Source organism: Nostoc sp. NMS9 (assembly GCF_017114995.1).
Lineage (GTDB): Bacteria > Cyanobacteriota > Cyanobacteriia > Cyanobacteriales > Nostocaceae > Nostoc.
This window is the reverse complement of record NZ_JABXKL010000054.1, coordinates 17,069-29,009: the sequence shown is the minus strand read 5'-3', so window position 1 is coordinate 29,009 and position 11,941 is coordinate 17,069. Positions and strand designations below refer to the sequence as shown.

The following is an 11,941-nucleotide window of genomic DNA, read 5'->3' as shown; positions in this document are numbered from 1 at the left end:
TAGTGTCTATGAGATTAAATTGTCTCATAATCTCTCAGACCTATAGCGACTTTCAGCAGAATTTAGATAGTCAATTATGTGCCGATTTCTTCTGAGAACCATTTCTTTTGGTGTTCTCCCATGATTATTTCTGGCAAAAACATCAGCTTTTGCTTCCACCAAAAGCTTTACGATCTCGAAATGACCTTTTTCAGCAGCCAGGGATAATGCTGTTCGAGAATATAGAGAGTCGCCTCTATTAATCAGTTCCAGGCATCTTTCTGAATCATGACATTCATCAATAAAACGTTGTACTGTATTTATATCGCCTCTTTCTGCAGCTAAAATTAAGCTATCTACCTCCGGGTTTGGAGATGTGATAAAGGGCTTAATTCTATAATCTGCTCCCTTATCAATAAACTTTGTTACTAAATCATAATTTCCTTGCTTGACAGCTTTATAAAGAGCCGTTTCGCCTTTTCGGTCTCTTTGATTAATATTTGATTTCGGTATTTGCTCAATCAGATAATCTGCAATTGCATAATTTTCACGCCAGATAGCAACCATGAGAGGAGTAAATCTATCCTCACTAGGTAAATTAATATCTACTCCTTTTTCCTCTAGCATCCTTATAATTTCAACCTCATTAGACCCAAAAGCAGCTTCATACACAGTAGTTGCATTCATGTTAGTCGTTTCTGTCGGTCTAGTTCTTTCATCGTTAAGTAGTTTATGTACTATTGTTAAACAACCAGTGTTTGCAGCTTTGTGAAGTGGTGTCCAGCCATGTTCATTCTTTGCATTTATATCTATATTGGGCTGCTGAATCAAAAAATTAATTACTTCTATTTTTTGAGTTTCTATCGCAATAAAAAGTGGAGTACATTTTTCATTATCTCTTTCGTTTATGTTAGCACCCCTATTTATTTCCTCTTCTAAAAGAATTACGATTTTTATGTCATTTAATGAAGAATTTTTAATAATTTCATGCATTTGATATGTAGGCATAGATATCTGTGGATTATTTTCTATTTGATTTTGATTATTAGAATTAATATTGAAAATTTCAGGTGGATATTTAATGAAAATTCTCATTAAGTGAAGGCGGCCAAAATTAATTTCTGGTAATTGATTTTCTATCATAAGCTGCTTAAAATTATTACAAATATTAGATATATGTTTTCTCACAGTTCCTTCTGAGACATAGAAACGACTTGCTATATATTGATCGGAATGACCTGAAAGAAATAAACCTAAATACTCTCTTTCTTTATTTGTTAACCTGTCGTACACATAATCAACTTGTTCACGATTTATTCTGTCTAACCATTGAGTATCGTCTGTACACATGTGATATCTCCTTATGGATAAATCTAAAAATGTGAATTTGTGTAGAAATTATATCATCAACATAAATTTCCATAAATTCACAATTGAGTAGTAGTTTTAATCAGAGTAGTAGTTTTAATCAGAATAGATTCACAGTTGAGTCTTGCATTCGCAGAGTAATTTTGGTCAACTATAACTAGTTGAATTGGAGAATATATTATGAAACGAGAAGCTGACCTATCTGGCAATAATTCTTCAAATGTATGCATTTCAAAGGATATCAGTATCTCTGAAATTTCAAACAGCCTTTGGACAAAGAATTTTTTTGAGACTCGTCAGACAGAATTGCAAGAGTGTGGCTGGGTATATATCTCTGGGTTACCTGCTGATTTTCAGTGGATTGGCTATACACAACACCTTACTCAAACTTGCCTAATGCCACAAGATAACAACGAGTATATCTACGATGTTAAGTTTGCGCCAGGTAATGAAAAACTGTCCGACTCCAAAAGCCAAAACGAGCTACGACCCCACACTGAAGCTCCTTATCTAAAGACACCTCCAAAATACTTAGCTTTATGGTGTTTACAACCTTCAAATTGTGGCAAAGGCTACACAACTTTTGTTGATATTAAAGAATTACTTCGCAATCTTACGATAGAGGAACAACAAAAATTAATGAAATATGAGTGCAGTTTTGTTTCCAAAGATACTACTTACTCAATCATCGCTCCAATGCTTCAATTTATCCAACTCAACCAACTAATGCTTAGGTTCAGTTACAATGTGCTAGTCTATGGTCAGCCATCTCCAGATGTGACAAAAAAAGCATCTGTGTCAGACCGATTCTTAAAAAATATCTGCGATCTTGTCTTAGAGTTTTTTAATAACAACCATGTGTCACTCCGAATGGAAAAGCACTCATTGTTAATTATGGACAACCACAGAGTACTTCATTCAAGAACCCAATACTCTGACACTGTTCGACACTTACAAAGAATTTGGCTGATTTGACTTACTAATTCAGGAGTCAGAAAATGTAGCGGCGTAACAAGGCTAAAATTTTGCAAAAAAATTGTAGGTTGGGTTGAACGAAGTGAAACCAAACACGAAAATCTACGTTGGGTTTCGCGTTGCTTAACCTAACCTACACCTAATGCACTTGGGGATTTAGACCTGCCACTCTCTTATAGCAATCTTATTTAAGTTGTGAAAAATATTAGTAATGGCTGTTAACAGTCAATACCCTATATGCAAGATTTCACTTTCTTATTTAGAACTGCTATAGGACTCCTATTTGATTTTTGAACAATCAAGCTGCCTAGAAGCTTGACATACAAAGCTTGACTTCTCAGTATACTGAGCAAGATTCAAGTAGGATTCCTATATATTAAGTAAGGCTCCTCTCTTACGCCAAATCTGCACTGCATGTTAACCTCTCAATATCTTCTTCAGGGTAATAAATCGGTACTTCAATGACTACAGGCCCACCTATTTGAAAAGCTTTTTTAATACTGTTTTTTAGCTCCTCATTTGAGTCAACTTTAAATGCTTTACAGTTATACCCTTCCGCAATTTTCACAAAAGATGCTTCGGCATGATTAACAGAGGGAGAATAAGTTTGTCCATGTCCTTTTTGCTGATAAATATTGATTAGCCCATTTTTATTATTGTTAAGTACGATAATTACTATACTTAAATTGAGATTTTTTAAAGTTCTTAAATCCCCAATCACAGAGTTAAATCCTCCATCTCCTGTCAAGACTATAATTTTTGTCTCGTCTTCTCTATAAGCTAAACAAGTTCCTAATCCGAGAGGTAGTCCTGTACCAAAAGACGAACTTCCAGCAGAAGTTAGAAAGAAATTAGGTTTTTCTGTATTGCTAAACAAAACTGCGTAATGTCTAAATGTGCCGACATCTGAAATTAAAAGTGCTGAAGTCTCATTAATAGCATTGATGACTGAGATTATATTTATCAATCCTTGAGGTGCTTCCAAATTAGCTTGTTTTCTCTTAATAGTCTCTTTCAGTGAGGTAATATTATATGGTTTTCTGAAAGACAAATTTTGTTTAGCTAACTTATGCAACAGAGTAATTAGGTTTTCTTTGAGATTACCTGGAATATCTAAAAACTGGGAACGTATTTTTTCTGGCATAATGCTAGAAAAACCGATCAGAGTTTTTTCTATTCCATAACTGAAGTGTTTGTCTGGAAATACATCATCTTTCCAGTCATAGCCAAACGCTATTACACAATCTACAGGACTAAAAATAATTTCATCTGCATTAATTCCTAAAATACCTTGTGCATAACTTGTACAAGCAAAATAGTTTAATTCATGATTTGTGGGTAAGACTCCTTTGGCATCATAAGCAGATACCATTGGCAGATTATAAGTTTCACATAAACGCCTTATCAGGTCAACACAACCTGACCTAATAACCTGATTTCCAACATAAACTAATGGTTGTTTGGCGTTTTGCAAAACAGATACAACTTTATCTATTGAATCAATATATAAATTTGATTGATTTAATTTTTTAATTGCTAGTTTACTTGGGCTTATTTTGGAAGATATTTTTTGCTTAAGTACATCAATAGGAATGCTAATTATTGCTGGTCCTTTGGGTTCTTTTTGGGTAATTTGAAAAGCGTTTTCTATAACATTGCTGATTTCTGTAACATCACCAATTTCATAGGCGAATTTGCTGATAGATTCGTACATTTTCACAGCATCTATACATTGGTGAGTATGATTATAGTAGCATTTATCACGCTCTACTTGTGCTGTAATAAAGACAATAGCTACCCTATCTGCATAGGCAGAATAAATCGCATTGGCTAAGTTTGCTGCTCCTGGGCCAAGAGTTGAAAAAACTACTTGCGTTTTATGAGAAATAATGGCATAAGCATAAGCTGCAAACCCCGCACTGAGTTCTATAGCAGTTAGCACAATCTGTAAATTGGGAGATTCATTAAACAGGATGCATTCTGCTTCTCTTCCTGGCACTGCAAATATATAACTAACACCATGCTCGGATAAAGTGTCTAAAAGAAGTTTAGCTCCAGAAATATCTGTTTCTGGAATGTCAATCTTGCTGCACAATACTTTGATTGGTCTTTTCATCAACTGTTACTAATTTGAAAAAGTTGTTCGACACAACATTTTAACAATTGAATATCAAGTTCGGATAAATAAATATTTAGTAATTAAGCTAATCTTGTTTTTCTATCCACCCACAGCGCCCGAAGTGGAGGAACGACCCCTACTAATTCATGAGGGAATTTATGACGTGGGTTTAGTTCCAGCCAACATTAGCTTATCTTGAAATTTGACATTCCGCACCTTTAAGTGCTGCAAGGGAGGCATTATACACTTTTGATCGCGATAATTAAACTAGGACTAGCTTTTTCAAGATGTTGTATGATGAGCTAATTTGTAGTTCGGTTAAAAGAGGTGCAAATCTCAGCATTGAGAAGAGAAATGTTGTGCTTGGCAGGTATTTGAGCGTTTTGTCAAAGAGAGTCCACTATTCGTGATGGTTGGCGGGCCTTTGGAAAAAGCGCTGTCTCCCCAAATCCCAGATGAATTATTTGAACGTAGTGTAAAAAATCAGTACACTCGTGAGTTATTATTCTCCACAGTTGTGAATTAGCGATCGCATAACTCTTCGGTCTACTGAATGTCGCACACTTGTCATTCTAACTCCTGGTTCCTGAGTTCTTTCTTGGTAAAAAACCAAAGCTTTCACAACAACGCAATACCTCCGCAACAAAACTGTCACAAATCATATCTACATTAGTAATACATCTAAATATCCTTCCAGACAGCAATGCAAAACGAATCTCGCGACAGAGAACACCCATCAAATAGCATTTCACATAACACTGCTGATGCCAAATATCATAAACCCTGGAGAAAGGCTGCCGCCTCTCTATCGCTGGTGCTGCTGGGATCAGGTATGACATTGGCAGGCGGCTATATGGCTGGACACTCTCAGCAGGTGTCTGAAAATGCATCTAATTTGGCAGTAAGTCGAGTAAATGCTGCTCCTCCAATACCAGCAGGCACAGATCCTAACTTTGTTATCCAGGTGGTGCAAAAGGTAGGGCCTGCTGTAGTGCGAATTGACTCTTCCCGAACCGTAAAAACCCAGTTACCAGATGAATTTAACGATCCGCTTTTCCAGCGCTTTTTTGGCTCTCAAATGCCAGAACAACAGAATCGTGTAGAACGGGGTACTGGTTCAGGTTTTATTATTAGTGCTGATGGTCGTATTCTTACCAATGCCCACGTAGTTGATGGTGCTGATACCGTAACAGTTACACTCAAAGATGGGCGTAGCTTTAAAGGTAAGGTGTTAGGAAAAGACGAGCTGACCGATGTTGCTGTTGTCAAAATTCAGGCAGACAATCTCCCATTAGTAGCCTTGGGTAACTCAGATAAACTGCAACCCGGAGAATGGGCGATCGCGATCGGCAACCCCCTTGGATTAGATAATACAGTAACTACCGGAATCATCAGTGCCACTGGACGCAGTAGCAAGCTAATCGGCGCTCCCGATAAGCGAGTAGAGTATATTCAAACCGACGCAGCAATTAATCCCGGTAACTCTGGCGGCCCCTTGCTAAATTCCCGTGGCGAGGTAATTGCCATGAATACAGCCATTATTCAAGGGGCACAAGGATTAGGCTTTGCTATTCCTATCAATACAGCACAACACATTTCCAGTCAACTAATAGCTACAGGTAAAGTAGAACATCCTTACCTGGGAATTCAGATGGTGGGGTTAACACCTCAGCTAAAACAAAATATCAACTCAGATCCCAATAGCGGTTTGAGTGTGAATGAAGATAAAGGTGTATTAGTTGTAAAAGTTATACCAAATTCACCAGCTGCTAAAGCCGGGATACGTGCTGGTGATGTTATCCAAAAGCTTGGCAATCAAGCAGTCACAGATGCCAGCAGTGTCCAAAAGGCAGTAGAAAATAGCCAAGTCGGGAGCGATTTACGTATGGAATTACGTCGCAATGGGCAGAATCTTAACATAGCTGTGCAACCTGGTGCTTTCCCCACGCAAGTGCAATAAAAGTTTTGCTATCATTTGCTATCAATTGAATAAAAGTGAATTTTCTGGGATGGGTATTTTGCCTGTCCCTTTTTTTCAGGTGGCAAAATTGAGTTGCAGTAAGCGTATTGCCGTCAGGTAGGCACTGCCACAAAGATCAAAATCGAAGTTTTCGGTATTAACAGTGCCACTCTCTAAAAATAATTTTATTCAATAGCAGAGTCATGTTTACATTTTTTATCCATGACATTAGTCACGGTTCAAATAATGACCTTTATCACTAGTGTATAGCTCTTTTCAGACCTAGTATTTATTTGTCAAAGGAATTGATATTTTATGAAAAACTAATTTCTTTGATGTCAATATCATAAAAGGGAAGTTTGCGAATGAGTATTAAAAGAATGCTTGCTAGTGCAGCACTGATTTTACCAATTGCTGTTACCTTTATTCCTTTTCAAGCCGATGCTCAGATCAGACGACCAGTTAGGCGATCGGTTCCAGCTAGTGGGACTTTGCAACTTTCTAAGCCCAAACATAACCAGACTTAGCTTTATGAGCGGCAAATACATCAATATGCGTATTAAGCCAGCGTACAAAGCGAAATTCTACTGCGGTACGGAAAGCCTCCAGAGCTTCCACAAAAGTATGTAAAGGTTTAGTTGCCCACTGACGGCGAAATCCTCCAGTTAATTGATGCCAAAGGATAAATGTGTAGACTGTAAACACCAAAATCCAATGCCGTTTGAGACTTTTGGCATCTCGTACCTGATACTCGCGCAAACCTAACCAACCTTTGGCCTCACGGTAGAATACTTCTACCCAATTGCGTTGTGAGTAAGTGGTTGCCACCCAAAGGGGACTCAGTATAGGAGTTGGAGCATTGGTGAGAAAGTAATCAACCTCCGTCGCTTCTGCCCATGTCGAAGCATTTAGTTGAATTGCAACTGAATTGCAACAGTTCGCAAACCTTCTAGTTTCGCTATATGTACCCGAATTAGCGTTACCCAAACAGTACGTGGTTGTTCTAAATCCAATTGCACTTTTGTAAAGTCTTCTGCTGGCAATGCCTGTGCGATTTCTTCTACAGAATGTTTGCGTGGTTCTAAGTCTGTGGTCAGTTGGCAAGTGACTTTACGGTTTTTGGCAATGGCAGCAATATAAGTCAGATTTCTTGACTCCAACTGTTTGACAAATGGTGTGTTATTACCATAGCCCGCATCAATTAAAGTTGTTTTTGGCCGATAGCCACGTTTGAGACATTGATCTATTAGTTGTAGTGCCAAGTCTGGTTTTTTAACAAATTTTGGGTCAGCTTTTCCTTGTGGCAGAGAACTGCCATGTTGGTATAACGCCACATCTAATGGCAACTTCCGCACCCCATCATAGAAGTACGTTGTTAATAGCACCACTCCATTATCTGTTTTGCCTATTTCACCAATGTATTGCCTTCCGACACCTGCTGTTGCATTCCCACTTTTGCGATGACCAGAGTCATCAATAATTAGGGTAAAACCTTGCTGTAGTTTAGTTTGACGGCATTGCTGCATCACCTCTAAACGTCGGTTATTTAGGGCTGATACGTCCCACGGTGCGTCGTTTAAGAAGTGGCGCAAGCTATTGTACGAGCCATCTACCGTATTACCAGCAATCTGAGCCAGGTTTTTGCGTAGGCGTAGCCCGCCGCAGGCATCGCTTTCTCCCAGTAATCCTCCTAAATACATCCTGAAACTTTGGCGTTGTACTTGCCGTGAGAACAAGTCATCGAAGCGACCACACCAATTCTCAAAACATTTGGGCATTGCTGCCCCAACTTGATGTTTCATTTTACGCTGCTCCTGTCGAGACTGACGTAAACTTAACTCTAGAAGAGCATTTTAGCCTGATTTGGCACTACTTTTTTACAAAGTCCCACTAGAATAATCAGAAGACCAGTGCGATTTAGAGTTCATACACCTGTGCAAGCGAGAAGGAGGATATTGCTTCCTGGGCGTTGGGTGCAAACAAATCGTGGTCGCCACTGGATACCTGCTCGCTATGTATATCGATAAAAAGTCTTACAATTGCAAAAAAATATTGTCCATCAATATTGATTGCAGATTTATTTTTTCATAGCTTTAGTTAGTGTTTAAAAATCCCCTTTAGAAATCTTCTAAAGGGGTATCATTTCATATTTACAATAGACCTCTTGCATAAGTCGAATAGACCCCCCTTAATCCCCCCGATATATTGGGGGGAAACTTGAAATCTTGCCCCCTCCCCTTCACAAGGGGAGGGTTGGGGAGGGGTGATTCAAGGATTTTTGCAAGAGGTCTAATAAATAGGCAGGCATAATTAAACATATAAAAAAATCCTAGTTTGTAATAAGCAATTTATCGCTTTTTCAGATTTATCAGGACTAAACTCCTGACTACAAACTTTAATTTATTTATGCCTACTAAGAAGTTGCAACTGAATTTTAAGCTAGAGCCACTGCTGGTTGCTGCCAGCGTCCCACCGCTTTACCAATTACTGCCAATTCTTGCATCAAGTTATCGAAACGGTCTGGTGTCAGAGATTGGGGCCCATCGGATAAAGCTTTGGCAGGATTAGGGTGAACCTCTATCATCAGGGAATCTGTGCCAGCTGCGATCGCAGCCATTGCCATTGAAGGCACAAACTCAGACCAACCTACGCCGTGGCTGGGATCAATCATGATTGGCAGGTGAGTCAGTTTTCGCAACACTGGCACTACTGATAAATCCAATGTATTTCGCGTATACTGACGGTCAAAGGTGCGTATTCCCCTTTCACATAAAATTACATTGGGATTACCAGATGCCAGAATATACTCTGCTGCCATCAACCAATCTTCAATAGTAGCTGCCATTCCCCGCTTTAACAGAACTGGTTTCGGCTGCGCTCCCACTTTTTTGAGCAAGGAGAAATTCTGCATATTTCTTGCCCCCACCTGAATTACGTCAGCAACTTCGGCAATTTTATCCAGGTCTGCGGCATCCATCACTTCTGTAATAATACCTAGTCCGCTAACTTCCCGCGCCCTTGCCAATAAATCCAAAGCACTCTCGCCGTGTCCTTGGAAGGCATAAGGTGAAGTCCGAGGTTTATATGCCCCTCCGCGCAAAAATGAGGCTCCAGCAGCCTTGACGCGCCGCGCCGTCTCTACAATCATTTCTTCATTTTCTACGGAGCAGGGGCCAGCAACGACTACCAAAGGCTGATGTTCGCCAAATACTACTGCTCCATTAGGAGTATTAACCACCACATCCGAAGCTTCGCCGTGGCGGTACTGACGGCTAGCTCGTTTGTAAGGCTGCTCTACGCGTAACACCTGCTCAATCCAGGGGCTAAGTTCCTGAATTTGTAGTGGATCTAAGCTGGCAGTTTCACCTACTAGACCAATAACGACTTTGTGTTGACCTACAATTTTTTCTGGAGTTAGCCCCCAGCTAGTTAGTTCCTCATCAATGCGGTTTATTTCCGCCTCTGGAGAACCACTTTTCATTACTATAATCATCTGAAAGTTCCTGATTAATTAATTGAGTAAAATTTTCTGTAAATAGGCTAACTTTATTGTTGCCTATTGGCCTAATTACAAATAGTTAAAAATAAAATTTGTTTACAAAATAAATAGACAAAATGTAGCGCTCAGTCAGTAGTTTTACTACTAAATAACTAGATATAAGGTATAAAAAAGTTATAAGATTTGAATTAGCAATGTTGAAGTTATAAAATTTCAACTTCAACATTCACTTCTTCATTTACCCAATACCACAGTTACTTAATACCTGAGCGCCGTTCATTATAAGTTTTTTTGCCGAGTTTCGCGCCAAGCTGCCACCATTCGTCGCCAATTGGTGTTGAACTCACCCAAACCCAGGAAACTTCCGACTTTTTCTTCATCCCAAGAGGCAGAGAGAACGCCATAAGTTATCCCTAAAACCCCCAAACCAAATAATCCCATGTTCACCAATAACACGGCGATGGGAGGTAGTCGGATGTCGGAGTAGATAGCAAGCAGATAGCTTACAACCAAGGCGCTAATGCCCAATGCTGTTGGTACACCACAGAACCCAGCTACCCTTCGGATCATCCGCTGGCTGACGACTTGGGGAATTGCCATCTCTTGTTTGGTATAAACCACTTTTTTATCAGCCTGTTTGACGGATTCTTGGGGCTGTGCTGCTGGTTTACTTTGAGTTTTTGCGGGTTTTTGGCGCTTTTTGTTCGGTTCAAAGGGCAAACGACTGCGTTCAGATTCTTCAGCAGACATAAGCGGTAGTCCTATCCACGAATACCGAGACGAGCAATCAAAGCTTGATATTTTTCCCGGCTTTCCTGCGATATATAAGCTAGAAGACGCTTACGCTGGCCGATTAGCTTCAACAGTCCCCGCCGGGAAGAATGATCTTTTTTATTTGCCTGGAGATGTTCGCTGAGGCGGTTAATGCGCTCAGTTAGCATGGCAACTTGGACATCGGCCGAGCCAGTGTCAGTTTCGTGAACTTGGTAGTTGGAGATTATTTCTTGTTTCCGCAGTTGCGTGAGGGCCATGGTCGATTCGGTTTCTAGTTTTTCTAAAATGTATGCAGCAGTCTCCTATAATATCACAGCCCTCAAGCTGGATGTGGAATGACCTTTGAAGTAATATTTGTACTTTTTGATACTAGGTTTTAAAGGTTAACTCTCAGTATACTTCGTTCCAATCCCTAATAGGGATTTTAATTGATTGCGATGTCCACTTGTCGCCAATTTGGGCAATGTCGGATTGGTTTCAATCCCTAATAGAGGGATTTTAGTTGATTGCGATCGCAGGCGTCTGAAAGGCTTGTGTTATTTGGTTTTCAAGGTTCAATAGCGCGAATGCAAAAATCATAACATAAGGCGTGGCAATTGTGCTAACTGTAAATAGCTGGAAGTCAGTCTACATAAGGTGCGCGGATGGCTTTAGTATGTTGAAGCCATCAAATCCTTGCATATACGGCAATTCAGCCATTTTTGTATTCACCCCTTCCTCAACACCTACCCATCCGCGCATTTAGTGAAAAAACTAATCCGATCGGAAAGCTGTTTACTTATAGATATCCTACTCGATTAGGTCAGCTGACTTTAGGGTGATGCCTACGCCTACGCAATTCCAGCATCCCCATGACTAACCTTATTTGGCAACGTCTTCAAAGTCTGTTATCGCACAAGCAAATTCTCTAAAAGCTGTTTTAATCAGAACCTCTTTCGTTCCTCTTTCCAGAGAAGAGTTGCGTATGAGGTCTGTTAATTCTATGAACAACAGAGAAAACATAAAACGATCTTGGCGGTCAACTTGTTTCAAGCAAGACAATATAAACTGATAAAGCTCTGTTTTTCTGGGTTTGGTTTGTTCATCCCATATTTGCAATCCAAGCCGAAAAGTTCTTAAGCGGATTTCATTGGTGTTGTATGACGCGTCTTTGTAGCGGACTAATACGCGTTGGGGTATTTCCATGAGTTTTAGCTATACATATTCAATGTAAAGTAATTATTCACTTATATTTTGGCTCAACCGGAAAAATCTGATATTTTGCACC

Annotated in this window: 9 protein-coding genes and 1 pseudogene; 3 read left to right on the top strand and 7 right to left on the bottom strand. The window is 39.6% G+C overall.

What is annotated here, in order from left to right:
- Positions 1 to 24: 24 nt before the first annotated feature.
- Positions 25 to 1,329 (bottom strand): ankyrin repeat domain-containing protein, encoded by a 1,305-nt coding sequence (locus tag HWQ40_RS16600; RefSeq protein WP_292779644.1) that lies wholly within the window; start codon positions 1,327 to 1,329, stop codon positions 25 to 27.
- A 198-nt stretch (positions 1,330 to 1,527) separates the two neighbouring features.
- On the opposite strand from HWQ40_RS16600, the gene HWQ40_RS16595 reads away from it, so the two are divergent.
- Positions 1,528 to 2,322, top strand: a complete 795-nt coding sequence (locus HWQ40_RS16595; RefSeq protein WP_292779642.1) for a TauD/TfdA family dioxygenase — start codon at positions 1,528 to 1,530, stop codon at positions 2,320 to 2,322.
- Positions 2,323 to 2,716: 394 nt separating this feature from the next.
- Here HWQ40_RS16595 and HWQ40_RS16590 read toward each other — a convergent pair whose 3' ends face one another.
- Entirely contained in the window at positions 2,717 to 4,438 is a 1,722-nt protein-coding gene (locus HWQ40_RS16590; protein ID WP_292779640.1) for a thiamine pyrophosphate-binding protein, read from the bottom strand.
- A gap of 706 nt (positions 4,439 to 5,144) precedes the next feature.
- Between HWQ40_RS16590 and HWQ40_RS16585 the strand changes: the two genes are divergently transcribed.
- Entirely contained in the window at positions 5,145 to 6,401 is a 1,257-nt protein-coding gene (locus HWQ40_RS16585) for an HhoA/HhoB/HtrA family serine endopeptidase (protein WP_292779638.1), read from the top strand.
- Positions 6,402 to 6,766: 365 nt separating this feature from the next.
- On the top strand, positions 6,767 to 6,928 hold the full coding sequence (locus HWQ40_RS16580) for a hypothetical protein (protein ID WP_292779637.1): 162 nt from the start codon (positions 6,767 to 6,769) through the stop codon (positions 6,926 to 6,928).
- On the opposite strand, the pseudogene HWQ40_RS16575 reads toward HWQ40_RS16580, so the two are convergent.
- From HWQ40_RS16575 to HWQ40_RS16555, 5 genes and pseudogenes are all read right to left on the bottom strand, one after another.
- Positions 6,903 to 8,203, bottom strand: a pseudogene (locus HWQ40_RS16575) (IS701 family transposase). The gene HWQ40_RS16580 and the pseudogene HWQ40_RS16575 overlap by 26 nt on opposite strands.
- Positions 8,204 to 8,835: 632 nt before the next feature.
- Positions 8,836 to 9,894: a 3-deoxy-7-phosphoheptulonate synthase gene (gene aroF, locus HWQ40_RS16570; RefSeq protein ID WP_292779636.1), complete on the bottom strand. Its 1,059-nt coding sequence runs from the start codon at positions 9,892 to 9,894 to the stop codon at positions 8,836 to 8,838.
- 285 nt (positions 9,895 to 10,179) lie between these two features.
- Positions 10,180 to 10,650, bottom strand: coding sequence for a PAM68 family protein (locus HWQ40_RS16565; protein ID WP_292779634.1), 471 nt, complete (start codon positions 10,648 to 10,650; stop codon positions 10,180 to 10,182).
- A gap of 11 nt (positions 10,651 to 10,661) precedes the next feature.
- Positions 10,662 to 10,931: a 30S ribosomal protein S15 gene (gene rpsO / locus HWQ40_RS16560; RefSeq protein WP_041565894.1), complete on the bottom strand. Its 270-nt coding sequence runs from the start codon at positions 10,929 to 10,931 to the stop codon at positions 10,662 to 10,664.
- Positions 10,932 to 11,535: 604 nt separating this feature from the next.
- Positions 11,536 to 11,859 carry a hypothetical protein gene (locus HWQ40_RS16555; protein WP_292779632.1) on the bottom strand — a complete coding sequence of 108 codons (324 nt, stop codon included), beginning with the start codon at positions 11,857 to 11,859 and terminating at the stop codon, positions 11,536 to 11,538.
- Between the last annotated feature and the right edge of the window lie 82 nt (positions 11,860 to 11,941).

Excerpts from the sequence above, each read along its gene's own strand:
- HWQ40_RS16585 (WP_292779638.1), top strand. The coding sequence starts at position 5,145 with ATGCAAAACGAATCTCGCGACAGAGAACACCCATCAAATAGCATTTCA.
- aroF (WP_292779636.1), bottom strand. The coding sequence starts at position 9,894 with ATGATTATAGTAATGAAAAGTGGTTCTCCAGAGGCGGAAATAAACCGC.
- rpsO (WP_041565894.1), bottom strand. The coding sequence starts at position 10,931 with ATGGCCCTCACGCAACTGCGGAAACAAGAAATAATCTCCAACTACCAA.
- HWQ40_RS16590 (WP_292779640.1), bottom strand. The coding sequence starts at position 4,438 with ATGAAAAGACCAATCAAAGTATTGTGCAGCAAGATTGACATTCCAGAA.
- HWQ40_RS16580 (WP_292779637.1), top strand. The coding sequence starts at position 6,767 with ATGAGTATTAAAAGAATGCTTGCTAGTGCAGCACTGATTTTACCAATT.
- HWQ40_RS16595 (WP_292779642.1), top strand. The coding sequence starts at position 1,528 with ATGAAACGAGAAGCTGACCTATCTGGCAATAATTCTTCAAATGTATGC.
- HWQ40_RS16565 (WP_292779634.1), bottom strand. The coding sequence starts at position 10,650 with ATGTCTGCTGAAGAATCTGAACGCAGTCGTTTGCCCTTTGAACCGAAC.
- HWQ40_RS16600 (WP_292779644.1), bottom strand. The coding sequence starts at position 1,329 with ATGTGTACAGACGATACTCAATGGTTAGACAGAATAAATCGTGAACAA.
- HWQ40_RS16555 (WP_292779632.1), bottom strand. The coding sequence starts at position 11,859 with ATGGAAATACCCCAACGCGTATTAGTCCGCTACAAAGACGCGTCATAC.